Annotated in this window: 21 protein-coding genes; 15 read left to right on the top strand and 6 right to left on the bottom strand. The window is 68.0% G+C overall.

Annotated elements, in window-relative coordinates; translation table 11 throughout:
* Nucleotides 1–63 precede the first annotated feature (63 nt).
* The 3 genes from HUW46_RS25825 to HUW46_RS25815 are packed head-to-tail and all read left to right on the top strand — an operon-like array spanning nt 64 to nt 3,366.
* Nucleotides 64–837 (top strand): glutaminyl-peptide cyclotransferase, encoded by a 774-nt coding sequence (locus HUW46_RS25825; RefSeq protein WP_215541399.1) that lies wholly within the window; start codon nt 64–66, stop codon nt 835–837.
* Nucleotides 838–893: 56 nt separating this feature from the next.
* On the top strand, nt 894–2,858 hold the full coding sequence (locus HUW46_RS25820; RefSeq protein WP_215541398.1) for an MFS transporter: 1,965 nt from the start codon (nt 894–896) through the stop codon (nt 2,856–2,858).
* Between the two features lie 10 nt (nt 2,859–2,868).
* A complete protein-coding gene (locus HUW46_RS25815) occupies nt 2,869–3,366 on the top strand; it encodes a DUF2771 family protein (protein ID WP_215541397.1) in 498 nt (165 codons plus the stop codon).
* Between the two features lie 7 nt (nt 3,367–3,373).
* On the opposite strand, the gene HUW46_RS25810 is transcribed toward HUW46_RS25815, so the two are convergent.
* Nucleotides 3,374–3,760, bottom strand: a complete 387-nt coding sequence (locus tag HUW46_RS25810) for a cold-shock protein (protein ID WP_215550111.1) — start codon at nt 3,758–3,760, stop codon at nt 3,374–3,376.
* Nucleotides 3,761–3,925: 165 nt separating this feature from the next.
* On the opposite strand from HUW46_RS25810, the gene HUW46_RS25805 reads away from it, so the two are divergent.
* Complete coding sequence (locus HUW46_RS25805; RefSeq protein WP_254124910.1) at nt 3,926–4,156, top strand: hypothetical protein; 231 nt, start codon at nt 3,926–3,928, stop codon at nt 4,154–4,156.
* Here HUW46_RS25805 and HUW46_RS25800 read toward each other — a convergent pair.
* Nucleotides 4,153–4,776: an HAD family hydrolase gene (locus HUW46_RS25800; protein ID WP_215541395.1), complete on the bottom strand. Its 624-nt coding sequence runs from the start codon at nt 4,774–4,776 to the stop codon at nt 4,153–4,155. The two genes, HUW46_RS25805 and HUW46_RS25800, sit on opposite strands and share 4 nt — an antisense overlap.
* 129 nt (nt 4,777–4,905) lie before the next feature.
* On the opposite strand from HUW46_RS25800, the gene HUW46_RS25795 reads away from it, so the two are divergent.
* From HUW46_RS25795 to HUW46_RS25780, 4 genes are all read left to right on the top strand, one after another.
* Nucleotides 4,906–5,508, top strand: coding sequence for a TetR family transcriptional regulator (locus HUW46_RS25795; RefSeq protein WP_215550110.1), 603 nt, complete (start codon nt 4,906–4,908; stop codon nt 5,506–5,508).
* A gap of 23 nt (nt 5,509–5,531) precedes the next feature.
* Nucleotides 5,532–6,497 carry a R2-like ligand-binding oxidase gene (locus HUW46_RS25790; RefSeq protein WP_215541394.1) on the top strand — a complete coding sequence of 322 codons (966 nt, stop codon included), beginning with the start codon at nt 5,532–5,534 and terminating at the stop codon, nt 6,495–6,497.
* A 94-nt stretch (nt 6,498–6,591) separates the two neighbouring features.
* Complete coding sequence (locus HUW46_RS25785) at nt 6,592–7,830, top strand: sensor histidine kinase (RefSeq protein ID WP_215541393.1); 1,239 nt, start codon at nt 6,592–6,594, stop codon at nt 7,828–7,830.
* Nucleotides 7,818–8,468 carry a response regulator gene (locus HUW46_RS25780; protein WP_215541392.1) on the top strand — a complete coding sequence of 217 codons (651 nt, stop codon included), beginning with the start codon at nt 7,818–7,820 and terminating at the stop codon, nt 8,466–8,468. The genes HUW46_RS25785 and HUW46_RS25780 overlap by 13 nt, the downstream gene beginning before the upstream one ends.
* Before the next feature lie 235 nt (nt 8,469–8,703).
* Here HUW46_RS25780 and HUW46_RS25775 read toward each other — a convergent pair whose 3' ends face one another.
* Both HUW46_RS25775 and HUW46_RS25770 read right to left on the bottom strand, forming a co-directional pair.
* A complete protein-coding gene (locus HUW46_RS25775) occupies nt 8,704–10,350 on the bottom strand; it encodes an AMP-binding protein (RefSeq protein ID WP_215541391.1) in 1,647 nt (548 codons plus the stop codon).
* A gap of 63 nt (nt 10,351–10,413) precedes the next feature.
* Complete coding sequence (locus HUW46_RS25770) at nt 10,414–10,995, bottom strand: TetR/AcrR family transcriptional regulator (RefSeq protein WP_215541390.1); 582 nt, start codon at nt 10,993–10,995, stop codon at nt 10,414–10,416.
* Between the two features lie 80 nt (nt 10,996–11,075).
* On the opposite strand from HUW46_RS25770, the gene HUW46_RS25765 reads away from it, so the two are divergent.
* Together HUW46_RS25765 and ctaD are read left to right on the top strand one after the other, a co-directional pair.
* Entirely contained in the window at nt 11,076–11,570 is a 495-nt protein-coding gene (locus HUW46_RS25765; protein ID WP_331477139.1) for an alpha/beta fold hydrolase, read from the top strand.
* A 186-nt stretch (nt 11,571–11,756) separates the two neighbouring features.
* A complete protein-coding gene (ctaD, locus tag HUW46_RS25760; RefSeq protein WP_215541389.1) occupies nt 11,757–13,460 on the top strand; it encodes an aa3-type cytochrome oxidase subunit I in 1,704 nt (567 codons plus the stop codon).
* A gap of 5 nt (nt 13,461–13,465) precedes the next feature.
* On the opposite strand, the gene HUW46_RS25755 is transcribed toward ctaD, so the two are convergent.
* The gene (locus HUW46_RS25755) at nt 13,466–14,950 is read right to left on the bottom strand and encodes an ArnT family glycosyltransferase (RefSeq protein ID WP_215541388.1); all 1,485 of its coding nucleotides are present in this window, start codon (nt 14,948–14,950) and stop codon (nt 13,466–13,468) included.
* Between the two features lie 14 nt (nt 14,951–14,964).
* On the bottom strand, nt 14,965–15,345 hold the full coding sequence (locus HUW46_RS25750; protein ID WP_215541387.1) for a hypothetical protein: 381 nt from the start codon (nt 15,343–15,345) through the stop codon (nt 14,965–14,967).
* A gap of 169 nt (nt 15,346–15,514) precedes the next feature.
* On the opposite strand from HUW46_RS25750, the gene HUW46_RS25745 reads away from it, so the two are divergent.
* The 5 genes from HUW46_RS25745 (at nt 15,515) to HUW46_RS25730 (ending at nt 18,623) form a co-directional block, all read left to right on the top strand.
* Entirely contained in the window at nt 15,515–16,273 is a 759-nt protein-coding gene (locus HUW46_RS25745) for a PhzF family phenazine biosynthesis protein (protein ID WP_215541386.1), read from the top strand.
* A gap of 20 nt (nt 16,274–16,293) precedes the next feature.
* Nucleotides 16,294–16,668, top strand: a complete 375-nt coding sequence (locus HUW46_RS25740; RefSeq protein WP_215541385.1) for a YccF domain-containing protein — start codon at nt 16,294–16,296, stop codon at nt 16,666–16,668.
* A gap of 28 nt (nt 16,669–16,696) precedes the next feature.
* Complete coding sequence (locus HUW46_RS25735; protein WP_254124906.1) at nt 16,697–17,473, top strand: ESX secretion-associated protein EspG; 777 nt, start codon at nt 16,697–16,699, stop codon at nt 17,471–17,473.
* A 92-nt stretch (nt 17,474–17,565) separates the two neighbouring features.
* Complete coding sequence (locus HUW46_RS49085) at nt 17,566–18,081, top strand: DUF3558 family protein (RefSeq protein ID WP_442860855.1); 516 nt, start codon at nt 17,566–17,568, stop codon at nt 18,079–18,081.
* Nucleotides 18,082–18,131: 50 nt separating this feature from the next.
* Nucleotides 18,132–18,623: a hypothetical protein gene (locus HUW46_RS25730; RefSeq protein WP_215541384.1), complete on the top strand. Its 492-nt coding sequence runs from the start codon at nt 18,132–18,134 to the stop codon at nt 18,621–18,623.

Genomic DNA, 18,623 nt, shown 5'->3' with positions numbered 1-18,623 from the left:
CCGCCTCGCGCGCACGTCAGCGCGATCCCGGCACGGCCGACCTGCCCGTGCCAAGGTGGACGGATGCGTTCGTTCCTCGTCACGGCGCTCGCGGTCGTTCTGACGCTCACCGGCTGCGCGGCGGCGAAACCCCCGCCCGCGCAGTCGCCGGAAAGGCTGCGCGTCGAGGTGCTCGGCACGCTCCCGCACGACGCAACCGCCTTCACCGAGGGCCTCGAGTTCGCGGGCGAAACGCTGTACGAGGCCACCGGCCTCGCCGGGAAGTCGTTCGTCACGGCGGGCGCACCCGGTCAGCCCGCCCGCGTTCGAGCGGATCTCCCCGCACCCCTGTTCGGCGAGGGCATCACCGTGCTCGGCCCCACGATGTGGCAGCTGACCTGGAAGGACGGCATCGCGATCGAACGGGACGCCGACACGCTCGCCGAACGGCGGCGCGTGAGCTACCAGGGTGAAGGCTGGGGTCTGTGCCACCGCGGCGACGAACTCGTGATGAGCGACGGGTCCTCGAAACTGACCTTTCGCGACCCGCGCACGTTCGCCGAGACGCACTCGGTGAGCGTGCACGCGGGCAACCGCGCCTACGGCAGCCTGAACGAGCTGGAATGCGTCGGCGACGCGGTGTATGCGAACGTCTTCGAGACCGACCGCATCGTGCGCATCGACCCTGCGACCGGCGCGGTGACCGCGGAGATCGACGCTTCGGGCCTGCTCACCTCGGCCGAACGGGCCACCGCGGACGTCCTCAACGGCATCGCGGCCATCCCGGGCACCGACGAATTCCTGCTCGCCGGGAAGCTGTGGCCGAAGACGTTCAGGGTGAAGCTCGTCCCAGCTTGACCGCTCTCGCGCGAATCAACCGGCGCGAACGACCCCGGATACGGCAGGATTGACCTATGGCGCGTTTCGGCACCCCAGCCGGACCCGGCGGCCCTGATGCGGGGCGGTCGGGCAAAGGTCGTGCCAAGCGCAAGAGCAAGCGCAAGTGGACGCCGGAACCGGGCGCGAGCGGCCCGTCGTGGCGGATGCCCGCCGAGCAGCCGCCGAGCCGCTTCTACGACGACGCGCCGCCGCCACCCGCACCGCCGCGTCGGACACCGCCGCGGCCCGACCCGGTACCGCCGCGGCCGTACCACCAGCCGGTGCCGACCGCTGACGAAGCACCCACGGGCGCCATCCCGCTCGGCGGGCCGTGGCAGACGCCCCAGCCGCCACCGCGCGGCGCGCGCCCCTACCCGCCGTCCGATCCCTCGGCACGCCGCACCGAACCGGTCCACCGCGATCGGACCAGGCAAGACGTGCCGCCGGCGCAGCCGCCGCCCGGCGGGTACTACCCCGACACGGGCGACTACGAGCACTACGACACCAACGGCTACGCGGGCGAACCGCGGGTCGAGCCCGAGCAGGAGGCCGTCAACCGGACCACCGCGGCTGCCGGGCCCGGCAGCATCCCGCGGCTGCCGAAGAAGATCACCGTCACCAGGGTCGCCGCGTTGCGCGGCAGGCAGCTGACCGGCCAGGCGGTCGGCGCGTTCCAGCGCGCGACCAAGGCCGACGGCGCCGACAAGTCGGGGCTCACCGCGCTCACCTACGCGGTGCTGCTCAACTACGCGAGCGACGCGGCGATGATGATCGCGCTGGCGAACACGCTGTTCATCTCGCCGACCAGCGCCGACAGCAGCAAGGGCAAGGTCGCGCTCTACCTGCTGGTCACGATCGCGCCGTTCGCGCTGGTCGCGCCCGTGATCGGGCCCGCGCTGGACAAGATCCAGCGCGGCAGGAGGCTCGCGATGTGCGTGTCCTCGGCTGGCCAGGCGGTGATGGCCGTGATCATGGCCCTGCACTTCGACGACTGGGGCCTGTACCCGGCGGCGCTGGGCATGATGGTGCTGTCGAAATCGTTCACGGTGCTCAAGGCGGCGGTCACGCCGAGAGTGGTGCCGCCCGAGATCACGCTGTCCAAGACGAACGCGCGGCTCACCGTGTTCGGGCTGGTCGGCGGGGGTGTGTTCGGCGCGCTCGCGGCCGGGTTCAACGGCATCTTCGGCCCGTCGGGCGCGCTGTGGTTCACCGGTGTGATCTGCGTCGCCGCGGCCGTGCAGTCGATGCGGATCCCCTCGTGGGTCGAGGTCACCGAGGGCGAAGTGCCTGCCTCGCTGTCCGCGCACCCCGAGAAGAAGAAGCGCCAGCCGATGGGCAGGCACGTGGTCGTCGCGCTGTGGGGCAACGGCGCGGTCCGCGTGGTCACCGGCTTCCTGATGATGTTCCCCGCGTTCGTGGTGAAGGCCGAGGCGCAGGGCACCGATCGCAGCCCGCTGGTGCAGCTCCTGCTGCTCGGCATCGTCGGCGCCGCGGCCGGTGCCGGCGGGTTCGCGGGCAACGCGCTCGGTTCGCGCCTGCACTTCGGCAAACCGGACCAGGTCGTCCTCGCGTGCGTGAGCGCGGCGTTCGGCGCGTGCGTGCTGGCCGCGATCCTGCCCGGCCTCGGTACCGCGGCCATCGTCGGACTCGTCGGGGCCGCGGCGAGCGCGCTGGCCAAGATCAGCCTGGACGCGGTGATCCAGGACGACCTGCCCGAGGAGTCGCGCGCGTCGGCGTTCGGCCGTTCGGAGACCGTGCTCCAGCTGGCCTGGTGCCTGGGCGGCGCGATGGGCCTGCTGCTGCCGACGACGTTCTGGATCGGCTTCATGTCGGTGTCGATCCTGCTCGCGCTCGGACTGGTCCAGACCTTCCTGGTGCACCGGGGCACCTCGCTGGTCCCCGGTCTCGGCGGGGATCGCCCGCTGCGCCCGGACGCGGTGGCGAGCGGTCCCGTCCCGAGCGGGGGACCGGCCGGGACGCGCTTCCGGCAGGGCTCGTAATGTTGCCGGCATGCGACACCGCCTGCTCGCCCTGCTCCCCCTCGGCGCTCTCGCGCTGACCGGTTGCGGCACACCGGGTCCGCCCGAAGTGACGTTCTTCGCCGATGGGCACGCCATCAACGCGGAGCCGCTCATCCACTGCGACGTCACGGTGCAGAAGTGCGAGCAGAGCAAGGACGGCGCCCCGAAGCTGAAGGTGCGCCCCGGCAAACCCGTGCAGATCTCGGTGCCCTCGGACGTCACCGAGACGCCGTGGCTGGTGAACGTGCAGTACGCCAACGCCAAGGGCGAGCTGCAGCCGGTCAAGCAGGAGGTCTTCACCAGCGGCAAGCAGTACGCCTACACGGCCACCACGCCGGCACCGGACGACCAACTCCTGGTCGTGGAGATCCAGCAGGTCGGCGTCGCCACTTCGGTGGACGCCACCGGCAAGCCGAACGCGGACGCCGAGGGCAACCCGCAGCTCGTCGCGAGGGCGGTCTGGTCGCTGCAGGTGCAGCCCGGCTGAGCGCGGTTTAGGGATCGAGGTCGCGCGCGACCGCGCGCATGATCTCGGCGATCTGCTTGGTGTGCTTGCGATCCGGGTACCGGTTGCGGCGGAGGTCGGGCTGGACCTTGAGCTCGAGGAGCTTGATCATGTCCTCGATCAGGCCGTGCAGTTCCTCCGCCGGGCGGCGGCGCGCCTCGGCGACCGACGGCGGCGCGTCGAGCAGGCGGACCGAAAGGGCCTGCGGGCCGCGGCGTCCGTCGGCGACGCCGAACTCCAGCCGCTGGCCTGCCTTCAGCGCCTGCACGCCTTGCGGTAGCGCGGTTTTCCGGATGTAGACGTCCTCGCCGCCATCCTGGGTGACGAACCCGAAACCCTTTTCCGCGTCGTACCACTTGACCTTGCCGGTCGGCACTGCCCTCACCGTTCCTTCGCTCTGCCGAAAAGTCCCGTGCCCGCCGGGGATACCCGTCATGCACGACGAACGCGCCCCAGGGCGTGCCCAGGACGCGCGTTCCCCCAAGCCTATCCCGGTACCGGTGCCGGGGAGAAGCAGATACCGCCAGCTACCCTCATGGGCATGGAAACCGCTGCCCCCGGCGACGCGAAACCGCGCAAGTCCCTGCTGATGCGCGCGGGCATCGGCCTGTTCGCGCTCGGCATGGTCGCCGTGTTCGTGGTGTTCATCATGTTCGCCTCCGGGCTGGAAAACCTGCCGGTCTGGCTCAGCGTCGCGGCGGGTGTGGTGACCCCGCTCGGGCTCCTGCTCGGCCTGATCGCGCTGGTCAGGGAAGCACGGGGGAAGGGCTAGCCGGCGGGCGCCGGATGGAAGTTCTCGGCGAACCAGCCGGGGAACTCCTCCAGCGAGTCGAACACCACGCGCGCGCCCGCGTCCACCAGTTCCGCGCGCTCGCACGGCCCCGTGGTGACGCCGACGGGCACCGCGTCCGCGGCCAGCGCGCCGCGAACATCACCCAGATGGTCGCCAACGTAGACCGAGGCGCCGTGCTCGATCAGGGCCGCCGCCTTCTCGGTCGACCACAGTTCGCCTACCAGCGTGTCGACCTCGAAACCGAGCGCTTCGAGGTGCAGCGCGGCGTTCGGCCCGTACTTGCCGGTGACCACGATCGTGCTCCCGCCTGCGGCGCGGACGGCGTCGAGCGCGGCCGCGGCGCCGGGCAGCGCGACCGTGCTGGGCACCACGATTCCCGGATACAGCGCGCGGAACCGCGCGACGAGTTCGGGGATCCGCTCCTCCGGCGCCTCGAAACCGCGCAGCACGGCGTCGAGCGGCGGGCCGAGGTTGGCCGCGAAGTGCTCGCCGTCGAGCGCGAGCCCGGACTCCTCGGCGAGCGCGTCCATCGCCGCGACCATGCCGGGCCGCGGATCGATCAACGTCATGTCCAGGTCGAACCCCACGGTGATGCCCACGGCCCCACGGTAGCCGGGCGCCCCGACAGTTCCGGGGCCCGCTCGCATCGCGGGACTGTACACAGCGCCACCAAAAGTCAAGAACCTTGACACCGAGGCGATCTGTGTCAATCTGGGGACGTGTCCGAGATCACTCGCTTCGCCGTCAGGACGAAGGTCTCGTTGCGCGAAAGCCTGCTCGACGCGGCCGCAGACCTGTTACCGGGCAAGGGCTACGCGGGCCTGCGCATGGCCGACGTCGCCGCGCGCACCGGGGTCAGCAGGCAGACCGTCTACAACGAGTTCGGCAGCAAGGCCGCGCTGGTGCAGGCGGTCGCGCTGCGGATCAACGCGGGCTTCCTCGACGGCATCCGCGAGCGGTTCGAGGCCGCGGGCGACGTCCGCTCCGGGATCCACGCGACGATCGCCTACACGGTCGCGAACGCCAGGGAGAACCCCCTGGTCGCCGCGGCGCTCGGCACCGGCACGGAGACCGCGGAGGATCTGCTGCCGCTGCTGACCACGCGGGGCAAACCGATCCTCGACGCGTCCACGGAGGTGTGCGCGGCGAACCTCCGCGAGCGGGTGCCCGAACTCCGGCCGGTGGACGCCGCGCTGGTCGCCGAGACGATCGTCCGGCTCGCGCTGAGCCATCTCGTGCTGCCGACCCACGAACCAGCCGAAGCGGCGGATTCGGTGTGCGCCACCGTCCTGCCCGCGCTCGAACACTTTTCCGGTTCGCCCCTCGCCTGAGGGCACCGACAGAAAGGCCCGCCATGACCGGCACCGTCGCACCCGCCCGCACCGGTTTCGCCTCGCTCCGCGCCGGAGGGCTGAACTGGGACTCGTTCCCGCTCCGCCTGTTCGTCAAGGGGAACGCCAAGTTCTGGAACCCGGTCGACATCGACTTCTCCGCCGACGGCGCCGACTGGCGCGGGCTCACCGACGAGCAGCGCCGGTCCGCGACCTACCTGTGCGCGCAGTTCATCGCGGGCGAAGAGGCCGTCACCGAGGACATCCAGCCGTTCATGAAGGCGATGGCGGCGACCGGGCGCTTCGGCGACGAGATGTACCTGACGCAGTTCTGCTTCGAGGAGGCCAAGCACACCGAGGTGTTCCGGCGCTGGATGGACGCCGTCGGGCTGACCGAGGACCTGCACCCGTACGTCGCGGAAAACCCGCACTACCGCAAGCTTTTCTACGAGGAGCTGCCGGAATCGTTGAGCGTGCTGGAAAACGACCCGAGCCCGCGCAATCAGGTGCGCGCGAGCGTCACCTACAACCACGTGATCGAAGGAAGCCTCGCGCTGACGGGCTACTACGCGTGGCAGAAGATCTGCGCCACGCGCGGCATCCTGCCGGGGATGCGGGAACTGGTGCGGCGGATCGGCGACGACGAGCGCAGGCACATGGCGTGGGGCACGTTCACCTGCCGCCGCCACGTCGCGGCCGACGACACGATGTGGGCGGTCGTGCAGGAGCGCATGGGCGAACTGCTCCCGCACGCGCTGGACATGATCAGCTGGGTGAACGACCAGTTCGACGAGACGCCGTTCGGCATCGAGCCAGAGGAGTTCATCCAGTACGCCGGTGACCGCGCGCAGCGCAGGCTCGGCGCGATCGAATCCGCGCGGGGTGCCGCCGTCGAGCAGATCGACCTCGACTACACCGCGGAACAGCTGGAGGAAACCTTCGGCGAAGAGGACGCCAAGGCGCTGGAGGCCGCGAGCGAGGGCGGCTGATCCCCGGAACTCCGAAGGTGCAGCCTGCTCTACTGCGCGAGCGGGCCCCGTTCTGGTCGGATGGTGGTACCGGAACGGGGAAGGGGATATCGCGATGATCGGCAGGGTGGTCAATCTCGTACGGACGGTGCCGTACCTGCTCGCGCTCGTCCCGGCGGCGCTGGTGGCGATGCTGATCCCGTTCGTGTTGCTGCTGGCCGGGATGTCGATGGTGCTGCTGGGGCTGGGCCTCGTGCTGATCCCCGTCGCGCTGCTCGGGGTGCGGCTGTGGACCGATCTGCACCGGCGCTGGGCGAGCTCGATCATCGGCGAGCCGATCCCGTTGCGGCTGAACGGGTTCACCGGCGGGCCGCTGTCGTGGCTGCGCCAGCTCGTCACCGATCCGACCACCTACCGTGACCTGCTGTGGGTGGTGCTCCAGGTCGTGATCGGGTTGCCGCTGGGGCTGGCCATGATGGTGCTGACCGCGATGCCCGTCGCCGCGGTCTACGCGATGGCGTTCTGGTGGGTCCAGGACGATGGCGACAGCATGCTCGTCTTCGACGTCCCCATCGACAGCTGGCCCGCCGCGCTCGGCTCCGGGATCCCGGTGCTCGTGTTCAGCGTGCTGGCGCTCGTCTACGGCACGCCCGTGATCGCGAAGGGCTGGGCCGCGCTGACGCGTTTCGTGCTGGACAGCTCGAGCACCGAGCAGCTGACCGAGCGCGTCGAGGTACTGACCGAGACCCGCGCGGGCGCGGTGGACGCGCACGGCGCCGAGCTGCGGCGGATCGAGCGCGATCTGCACGACGGCACGCAGGCGAAGCTGGTGTCGATCGCGCTGCGGCTCGGGATCGCCGAGCAGGCGATGAAGGACGAGCCCGAAACCGCGGCGACGCTGCTGCAGGAGGCGCGCACCGGTACCGAGGCCGCGATGGGTGAGCTGCGCACCATCGTCAGGACGATGTACCCGCCGATCCTGACCGATCGCGGGCTGGTGGGCGCGCTACGCTCGCTCGTCGCCGATTCGGCGGTGCCCGCGCAGGCCGATCTCGAAGACCCCGGACCGCTGCCCGCCGCCGTCGAAGCCGCCGCGTACTTCACGGTGTCGGAGGCGTTGACGAACATCGCGAAGCACAGCGGGGCGACGTTCGCGGTGGTGGACGTCCGCCGGGCGGGCGACCGGCTCCGGGTCGAGGTGAGCGACAACGGCAACGGCGGGGTCGACGAGGAGAAGGGCAGCGGGATCAGCGGGATGCGCCGCCGGATCGCCTCGCTCGACGGGAGCATGTCGGTGCGGAGCAGGGAAGGCGGGCCAACCGTGGTCGTCGTGGAGCTGCCGTGCGCGCGGTGATCGCGGAGGACAGCGTGCTGCTCGCCGAAGGGCTCACGCTGTTGCTGACCAGGGCGGGGCACGAGGTCGTCGCGACCGTCGCGGACGGTGACGCGTTCGTCGCCGCCGCGGTGGAACACCGGCCGGACATCACCATCGTGGACGTCCGGATGCCGCCCACCTTCCGCGACGAAGGCATCAGGGCGGCCATCGAAGCGCGCCGGAAGGTGCCCGCGCTCCCGGTGCTGGTGCTGTCCCAGTACGTCGAAACGACCTACGCGACCGAACTGGTCGCCGACGGCGCGGGTGCCGTCGGGTACCTCCTGAAGGACCGCGTCGGCCAGGTCAACGATTTCGTGGAAGCGCTCACGCGGGTCGCGGACGGCGGCACCGTGATGGACCCCGAAGTGGTCGCGCAGCTGCTCACCAGGCGCGCGAACGACCCGGTCGATTCGCTGAGCCGCCGCGAGCGCGAGGTGCTCGACCTGATGGCGCAGGGCAAGGACAACGCGGCGATCCGCGACCGCCTGTTCCTCTCCGATTCCTCGGTGCAGAAGCACATCGGCAACATCTTCACCAAACTCGACCTCCCCGCGCGGGAAAGCGGGCACCGGCGGGTCCTCGCCGTGCTCGCCTACCTGAACCGGCACCGGGCCTGAACGAGACGCCGGAACTGTCGGTGCCGCGCGGTAACGTTGAAATCAGGGGCTCCCCTGGGCGTACGAACGGTCCGTTCGTACGGATCCCACCAGCTTTGTGCGGGCACGGAAGGCCGCATGGCGAGCAGGCCCGAATTGTCGGTGCCGCGCGGTAATGTTGAAAACAGGGGCTCCCCTAGGCGTACGAACGGTCCGTTCGTGCGATCCGGGCCCCGCCAAAGCTTTCCCGGGCGCCCTACGCGTGCTCGGCCGTCAGCAGGTCCTGCAACCCGAGCAGCTCCACCGCTTTCTCCCGCATTTCGATCTTCCGCACCTTGCCCGTCACCGTCATCGGGAACTCGTCCACGACGTGCACGTACCGCGGGATCTTGTAGTGCGCCAGTTTTCCGGTGCAGAACTCGCGCAGCGCCTCCTCCGTGAGCGGCTCCGCGCCCTCCCGCATCCGGACCCACGCCATCAACTCTTCCCCGTAGCGCGCGTCCGGCACACCGATCACCTGCGCGTCCAAGACATCGGGGTGGGTGTAGAGGAACTCCTCGATCTCGCGCGGGTACAGGTTCTCGCCGCCGCGGATCACCATGTCCTTGATCCGGCCCGTGATGTTGACGTAGCCGTCGCCGTCCATGATCGCGAGATCACCGGTGTGCATCCACCGCGCCCTGTCGATCGCCTCCGCGGTCTTGTCGTCCTGCTCCCAGTACCCCAGCATCACCGAGTACCCGCGCGTGCACAGCTCACCCGGCTCGCCGCGCGGCACGGTCAGCCCGGTCTCCGGATCGACGACCTTGACCTCGAGATGCGGGCCGACCCGTCCGACCGTCGAAACGCGGCGCTCCACCGAGTCGTCCGCGCGGGTCTGCGTCGACACCGGCGAAGTTTCCGTCATGCCGTAGCAGATCGACACTTCCGCCATCCCCATCCGCTCGATGACCTGCTTCATCACCTCGACCGGGCACGGCGAGCCCGCCATGATGCCGGTGCGCAGCGTCGCCAGGTCGTAGGAAGCGAAATCGGGCTCGGCCAGTTCCGCGATGAACATGGTCGGCACCCCGTACAGCGATGTGCACCGCTCTGCCTGCACGGCCTCCAGCGTCGCCTTCGGTTGGAACGACGGCGCCGGGATCACCATGCAGCTGCCATGGCTCGTGCACGCCAGATTCCCCATCACCATCCCGAAACAGTGGTAGAACGGCACCGGGATGCAGACGCGGTCCGCTTCCGTGTAGCCGCACAGCTCACCGACGAAGAAGCCGTTGTTCAGGATGTTGTGGTGGCTCAGTGTCGCGCCCTTGGGGAAGCCCGTGGTGCCCGAGGTGTACTGGATGTTGATCGGGTCGTCGGCCGCGAGCGTCTTCGCGATCTCGTCGAGCTTCGTCACGTCGGCCTGTTTTCCCTTGTCCAGCAAGGATTTCCACGCGTCGCCGCCCAGCAGCACGACCTGCTCGAGCGCCGCGCACTTCGGCCGCGCCGCCTCGATCATGCCCGCGTAGTCCGAGGTTTTGAAGCGCTCCGCCGCGACGATGAGCCGGATTCCCGCCTGGTTCAGCACGAACTCCAGCTCGTGCGACCGGTACGCCGGGTTGATGTTGACCAGGATCGCGCCGATCTTCGCCGTCGCGTACTGGGTGAGTGTCCACTCGGCACAGTTCGGCGCCCAGATGCCGACGCGGTCGCCCTTCGCGATCCCGGCGTCCAGCAGTCCCAGCGCCAGCGCGTTCACGTCGTCGGCGAGTTCGCGGTAGGTCCATCGCCTGCCCGCGGCGCGGTCCACGAGCGCGTCGCGGTCGCCGAAGGCCTGGACCGTGCGATCGAAGTTGCCGCCGATGGTGTCACCGAGCAGCGCGACGGCGGAAATTCCCGAGGCGTAGCTGGGAACGGGCATGGCGCCTCCTGAAGTCGACGATGACTAGACGGGAGTCTAAGAACCACGGACCGGCCTGGCCACTCACGAAGGCGCCCGGCGCAGCCCCGCGATGAGGAGCCCGACCAGCCGCCGCGCGTCGTAGCGGTGGTTCCCGCCCGCACCGGCGCAGAGCCCGCCCACACCGCGCATGAGCTCGTGGGCGTCTTGACCCGGTTCGATCTCGCCCGCACCCGCCGCGGCTTCGAGCAGCGCGGTGCACACCGGTTCGAGCCGCTCGAGGAAGTACGAATGCAACGGGTCGAAGCACGGGTCGTCGGACTGCAGCACCCCGGCGAGCCCGTGCTTGGTGACCAGGAAGTCGACGAACAGGTCCATCCACCGCTCCAGCGCGGAATGCGCGCTGGAGCCGTTCGCCAGCAGCGCGGGCCCTGCCTCGGCGAGGGCCTCGACCTGGTGCCGGTAGACGGCGACGATGAGATCCGCCCTGGTCGGGAAGTGCCGGTAGATCGTGGCCGTGCCGACACCGGCCTCAGCCGCGATCTCGCGGATCGGCGCCTCCACACCAGAGGTCACGAAAACCTTCGCCGCCGCGGCGAGCAGGGTCTCCTCGTTGCGCCGCGCGTCCGCCCGCTTGGGCCGGGCGCCCGCTCCGCCGTCGTCCATCTCGTCCCTTCACCAGCCTTGGCTAACCGGGACGCTGTCCCGTATCGTCAAACGGGACGACGTCCCACTTCTTCTCCATAATGCCAGACCGGAGACGACACCACTCACGATTGGAGCCGACATCCATGTCGACATATCTACTGGTTCACGGTGCCTGGCATAGCGGACGGTGCTGGGATCGGCTGACCCCGCTGCTGACCTTGGCCGGACATCGGGTGCTCGTGCCGTCGCTGACCGGCTACGGCGACAAGGCGCATCTGCTCACCCCCGAAGTGGGGCTCGACACGCACGTCGACGACATCGTCCGGCTGATCCTCGACGAGGACCTGACCGACGTGGTGCTCGTGGGGCACAGCTACGCCGGACCGGTCATCTCGTCCGCGGCCAACGAGGTCCCGGAGGACGGCGAGAGCGCAGCCGACGTGCTGCCGGTGACCAAGACTGGGGATCCGAAAGCGGCTGGCGGGTGCCACCGCCACCCGAACTGCCGTCGGGCCTGTTCGGCGTCACCGATCCGCAGCCCAACGGCGCACCGGCGATGGTGCGGGGACTGGCCACCGGGCACGACTGCATGATCACGATGCCCGCCGAACTAACCGAACTGCTACTCGAACTCGGTTGAGCGTTTCCGGGTTTGTCAACGAATCATCATTGTCTTCCGGTCGATCGACTGCGAGCGTGACCACGACCGCGGATTCTTCTTCCACTCTTCGCGCCGCGGACGTTTTCTCGAAACAACCGCACTTTGCTCCGGGAGCATTATGGTGACCGCGCCGCCGCTGAAGACAGACCGTCGAAACGTCGAGAAAAGACCACCTCGGGGTTCTGTTCTGCTGATCCTTTTCCGCACCACCGACCACAAGGTGATCGGCGTCATGTACCTCGTGGTGACCTTCGCCTTCTTTCTCGTCGGCGGCATCATGGCCATGCTGATCCGGTCCGAACTGGCCAGGCCAGGACTCCAGTTCCTTTCGGCAGAGCAGTACAACCAGGCGTTCACGATGCACGGCACGGTGATGCTGCTGCTGTTCGCGACGCCCAGCGTGTTCGGCTTCGCCAACTTCCTGGTACCCCTGCAGATCGGCGCGCCGGACGTCGCCTTCCCCCGGCTGAACGCGTTTTCGTTCTGGCTGTTCCTGTTCGGCGGCCTGCTCATGCTTGGCGGTTTCCTCACCCCCGGCGGCGCCGCCGATTTCGGCTGGTTCGCCTACACCCCGCTGTCCAACGCCATCTACTCGCCAGGCATCGGCGGTACACTGTGGATAGTCGGGATCGCGGTCGGCGGGCTCGGCACCATTCTCGGCGCGGTCAACATGATCACCACGGTGGTGTGCCTTCGCGCGCCGGGCATGACGATGTACCGGATGCCGATCTTCACCTGGAACATCCTGGTCACCAGCATCCTGGTGGTGATGGTGTTCCCGCTGCTGACCGCCGCGGGTGTCGGCCTGCTGGCCGACCGCCTGATCGGCGCGCACGTGTTCGATCCCGCGCACGGCGGTGTGATCCTGTGGCAGCACCTGTTCTGGTTCTTCGGCCACCCCGAGGTCTACGTGCTGGCCCTGCCGTTCTTCGGGATCGTGTCCGAGATCTTCCCGGTGTTCAGCCGCAAACCGATCTTCGGCTACAAAGGACTGATCTGGGCGACGCTGGGCATCGCCGCGCTGTCGGTGGCGGTGTGGGCGCACCACATGTACGCCACCGGGGCCGTGCTGCTGCCGTTCTTCTCACTGCTGACGTTCCTGGTGGCGTTACCGACCGGGGTCAAGTTCTTCAACTGGATCGGCACGCTGTGGAAGGGAACGCTGACGTTCGAGACACCGATGCTGTTCTCGGTGGGCTTTCTGGTCACGTTCCTGTTCGGCGGGTTGTCCGGCGTCCTGCTGGCCGCGCCCGCGATCGACTTCCACGTGTCCGACAGCTATTTCGTCGTCGCGCACTTCCACTACGTGCTCTACGGCACGATCGTGTTCGCGATGTTCGCCGGGATCTACTTCTGGTTCCCGAAGATCACCGGCCGCATGATGGACGAGAAGCTCGGCAAGTGGCACTTCTGGACCACGTTCATCGGGATCCACGGCACGTTCCTCGTCCAGCACTGGCTGGGCGCGGAGGGCATGCCGCGCCGGTACGCCGACTACCTGGCCACCGACGGGTTCACCGCGCTGAACACGATTTCGACGGTAGGCGCGTACCTGCTCGGCATCTCCACGCTGCCGTTCATCTGGAACGTGTTCAAGAGCTACCGCTACGGCGAGCTCGTCACGGTGGACGACCCGTGGGGCTACGGCAACTCGCTGGAATGGGCCACCAGCTGCCCGCCGCCGCGGCACAACTTCACCGAGCTGCCGCGCATCCGGTCCGAGCGGCCCGCGTTCGAACTGCACTACCCGCACATGATCGAGCGCATCCACGCCGAAGGCGAGATCACCTTCACCGGCAAACCGAAGAACACGTCGGCATGACGGGCTCAGTCCACCACCCGCAAAGTGTGGAAAGCGGGCCACAGCTCGGACCACGGCCGGGCCGGATCCCGGCAGATCCACACCGGCTGGGCGCCGAGCACGAGGTTCTCGTAGCGGTTGTCCGCCATTCCGGCGCTGACCACCTCGGCGAACATCGCACGGAGGAACGCGCTGTCGTACCCGACCGCGACGACGGTGCGGGTCTGCGGTGACGGCGCGCCGAAGTACCAGTAGCTCCGTCCGCCGCTGTGGACCGGGGGCAGCGCGAGTTCTTCCCGATAGTGGTCGAGCGCGGCGGCATGGGGGTAGTGCCTGGCAAGCACAGCGACGTCACCGTCCGCGCGCGTCAGCTCGTGCGCTTGGCGCGCGATGTCCGCCGCGAACTCGTGCCAGCCCATCTGCGTTCGCGTCAGCGGGTTGAGTTCGGCGACCGCGCCGGGGTAGGCGGGCACGAACGCGACCACGCCCAGCAAGGTCGACACGACCCACACCGGGGTCGCGAAGAGCGGTCGGAGCCACCGCTCGGGCCCGGTCCGTTCCAGTTCGACGCCCGCAGCCGCCCACAACACGGGCAGGACACCCGCCACGTAGTACGGCCGCCCATCGGCCAGCCAGATGGCCGCGGCCAGTACCAGCGGGACGAAGCCGAGGAACCGATAGGGCCGCAGCCGTGGTGACCGAAGCAACGTCCACAGGCCGAAACCCGCCGTCGCCGCACCGGTGACGATTCCCACCAGGACGAACAGGAAGGGCGGGAACAAGCCCTGGCCGCCGAAGTACGCGTCTTGCTCGGCGGCGATCGCCCTGGTCATCTCCAGCTGCGGCCACCCGTGGCGCGACTGCCAGAGCACGGCCGGAACGCTGCTGGTCCCGGCGAAGCCGAAGCCGAGCCAGAGCATCGGCCTGCGCAGCATCTCGCGCGGTCCGAAGAGGACCAGTGCGCCGAGCACGGCTGCCCAGAAGATCGGTACCAGGTACTTGACCTGCAACGCGACCGCGGTGACCAGCCCGGCGATCAGCAGTGCGCCATCCCGTCGCAGCCGTGTCCACCGCACGAGCAGGAACGCGATCAACGCGATCAGTGCCGTGTCGATCGTCGCGGTGCTCAACAGGCTGCCCTGGTACCATATGAGCGGTGAGCTGACGTAGGCTGCGGCGGCGAGCGCCTGCGCCCGGCGGCTCCCGCCGAACTCCCGCGCGAGCAGGGCGGCCAGCACCACTCCCGCCACCGCGAACGCGGCCGCAGGCAGCCTCAGAAACACCGGGGAATTCGGGAAGATCTCGGATATTCCCCTGGCCAGCAGCGGCACCAGTGGCGGTTGGTCGTCGTACCCCCAGGCGAGGTGCTTCCCGATCGCCAGGAAGTAGAACTCGTCACCCGAATAGTCGTAGAACCCGCTCGTGCCCACCAGAATGGCGCCGAACCCGATCGCGATCACCCACACCGGCCCCGGCACGGCACGGCATTTCGCCCGCACCAGGGAAATCATGCGCGGAAAAGCGATCACGAGAGCCGCCGGGGATACCGCCGCCCGGGAACGGGGCGACACTCGGGGTGGGGGCGAACCGCGAGCCCGTTTTCGGCAGGCGCGTCGGCCACGCGGTCGAGCCAGCACGATTCCCATTCCCGCGCCTGCGTTTCGAACGCCTCGGCCGCGGAGTCGACGGCCGCCAGCACCCACCACGGCTGATCGCGCTCGGCCACCAGGTTCCGCCATGCGCGCGCGACCGCGCGCGTGACCGAGACGTACTCCTGCACCAGCTCGGGCACGGGTGGACGGTTCCCCATTCTCTGGTCGGCTTCGTTGTATTTCCAGTAGGCTTCTTCCCAACCACGTATGCGGTCGTAGTAGTCGGCCATGGGCGTGACGACGTCATTCAGCACGATCGATTTCCTTCCGCGAATGAACAGGCGGTTCGGCGGAAATCCAACGTAACTGCCACAGGAACGTTTCTGGATGTTTCCCCGTTGACAAACAAATCAACGCGCGGTGACCTCCGCCACGCCGGGTATCGACCGTGCCCGTGACGACCACACGGGTTACCGTGCTCCCATGCGCATCTACCTCGTCGACGCGTTCACGAACAAGGCTTTCGCCGGAAACCCGGCCGCGGTGGTCCTCCTGGACGAACCGGCCGACCCGGCTTGGATGCAGTCCGTTGCCGCCGAGATGAAGCATTCGGAGACCGCCTTCGTGGTCACCGGCGGGGAGGAAGCGCTGCCGCTGCGCTGGTTCACCCCGGCGGCCGAGGTCGATCTGTGCGGCCACGCCACCCTCGCGACCGCGCACGTCCTCGGCGGCGACCAGGTCTTCGACACGCGCAGCGGCCAGCTCCGCACCCGCGCCGACGCGGGATGGATCACGATGGACTTCCCCGCTGACACGCTCGCCGAGACCGACGAGGATCTCTCAGCGGCGCTACCCGGCGTCACCGCCGAATTCGTCGCGAAAGGCAGCGAAAACCTCTTCGCGGTACTCGGCGACGCTGAAGAAGTGCGCGCGCTCCGGCCCGACATGGACGCGATACTGGCGACGTCCACCGGCCGCCTGGTCGTGACGGCGCCCGGCGCCGGCGACGCCGATTTCGTGAGCAGGTTCTTCGGGCCCGGCGTCGGAGTGCCGGAGGACCCGGTGACCGGGTCGGCGCACTGCCTGCTGGCGCCGTACTGGTCCCAGCGCCTCGACCGCACCGATCTGGTCGGCGAACAGCTGTCCGCGCGCGGCGGCACGGTCCGGACGACCGTCCGCGGCGATCGCGTCGAGCTGTCCGGGCAGGCGGTGACGGTCGTCACCGGCGAGCTGCACGCCTGAGCCAGGGGCACAATGGTTTCGTGAACGCGATACTCAACGTCATCTGGCTGGTGCTGTGCGGCATCTGGATGGCGATCGGCTACGTCGTCGCAGGCATCATCTGCTGCGTGCTGATCATCACGATCCCGTTCGGCCTCGCGTCGTTCCGGATCGCGGGCTTCGCGTTGTGGCCGTTCGGGAGGAGGGTGGTCGACCGCCGTGACGCCGGGGTGTTCTCCCTGATCGGCAACATCATCTGGATCATCTTCGGCGGGCTGTGGCTGGCGATTGGGCACATCGTCACCGGGTGCCTCCTGTGCATCACGATCATCGGGATCCCGCTCGGGCTCGCCAACTTCAAGATGGTGCCGGTTTCGCTGATCCCGCTCGGACGCGAAATCGTGCCGGTACCCTGAGTGCGGAGACGACTACGGGGGGAGCACCGTGCCGGAAGAGTTCGCGCTGTCGCTGACGGAGATCGAAGCCGTCGTGGAGCGGACCGGGCTACCGCGCAACTGGCATCCGTACGAAATCCTCAGCGCCGGGCACACCATGACCGAGCACCGGCGGGCGATGGCCGAAGCCTGGGCCGCGTTGCGGGAACGCGGGCTCGCCTCCGGGGAAAAACTCGATCCTGACGTCGAGGACACCATCCGGGCGTGGACCAAACCGGACGTCCTGATCGTGATGTACGCCGACCAGTTCCTCAAGGGCCAGCCGAGGGTGTTCTATCGCGCCACCATCGCCGGCGGGCTCGGCGTCTTCTCCGCCGCGAAGGACCCCGGCGTGCTGTTCCGCCAGGTCAAAGCGGATCGCCTGGTCGACAGCGTGATCGGCTCGCTGCCCGACTACCGGCCCGTGCCGCTGCGCGAGTTGACCGTCGTCACCGGCGGCCCGGCCCCGGAACCCGCCGACGACGACCCGCTCCCCGGCCTCATCGTCGACCCCGGCCCCAGCCGTTCGCGCCGTGACGACGACTCCCGCGCCTTCAGCCAATGGCCCATGCACCGCGCAGGCGTGCTCGACCTGTCCGTGCGCACCACCGCGGGCGGCACACTCGCCCACCAGGGCACCGGCCTGTTCTTCGACAGCGAAGGCGGCCGCTTCGCCGTGTTCAACACCCCGACCGGCAACGGCCAAACCCGGCGACGCCTGATCCCGACCAACGGCTCGCACCTGCGCAACTGGCTGCTCAACACCATTGAAGAAGCCCGGCGATGAGATTCCGCGAACCTCATGCCAGGGACACCGGAAAACAGCTACAGTAACTAGCCGAACACGCAGGGAACACAGACAGTCATCGCGAGGGGCAGATGAGCAAGGTATCGCGGTTCGTCCTGGCGGCAACGTTCGTCTTGGCCGCAGGCGGCTGCTCCACAGCCGTCCAAGGAACACCGACCACAGCCCCGTCGGCACCACCCACCTCCGTAGCCAACCCACTCGCCAGTCTGAAACCATGCGACCTGTTGGAGCAAGTGCTTCAAGGGCTTGATTACCCACCCGTGGCGCCGGATATCGTCAACAAGAAATTGGCCTGCTCGACCCACAAGCCAGATGGTTCCGACGTAATGCTTCTACTAAACCCGGATATACCGTTTACTGAAACCCCAACAAACTCCGGATCATCAAAAGTAGGCACCGTAAACGGACGTCGAGCACTGCAAATGAGCGACCTCGGCAAGGTCAAGGGCGGCTGCGCCATTCGACTCGAGGTAAAGCCGCAAGCGAACGCGTTGCTTACAGCAGTGAGCAATACCACCGCCGCAGAGGATTGCCAACTAGCCGACCAGTTGGCAACACGGCTAGAGCCAATGCTTCCCAGGGGATAACGATTTTCCTGGGCCGCAATGGCCGAAGTTCAGTTACTTGGGAGACTACGATGACACAAGGCACTCAGTGGGGAGAAGCAAGGCCCGCGCAACCTACAGAGGAACAAGAGAGCACACTTGGCGGACTTGAGGGAATATCTCCGCTGGACACAAACAAAGTGAAGGCATTCAACTCCGGAGCCCACGATCTCAAGCAGTCCGCAATCAACGGCGGCTTCGCGATAAACGAAGATGGGTTCACGCAGTACCAAAAAGCGTGCAATAAATTCATAAATGAATGGCAAGGAGTTCGACGCAAGTTGTGGACGCTCGGCGAAAGAGCCCCTCTTGGCGACTTTCCTTACGCCGACATGGTAGCCGGATTCAATGTAGAAGCAGCTATCGACGGAACTAACTCCTTGCTGCCGAACATAGATTTGATGGTAGACGGTTATAAGCAAGCACTTGAAGCAATGACCATAGCACGAAAGAACTACGACGAAAAAGACGAAGAGGCAAACCAGTGCTTCGCCAAAATGAAGCAAGAACACGGGGAAGCGTGA

It is taken from the genome of Amycolatopsis sp. CA-230715, assembly GCF_018736145.1.
GTDB lineage: Bacteria > Actinomycetota > Actinomycetes > Mycobacteriales > Pseudonocardiaceae > Amycolatopsis.
Note: the sequence above shows the minus strand (reverse complement) of the source record. Positions and strands in the feature narration are given on the sequence as shown.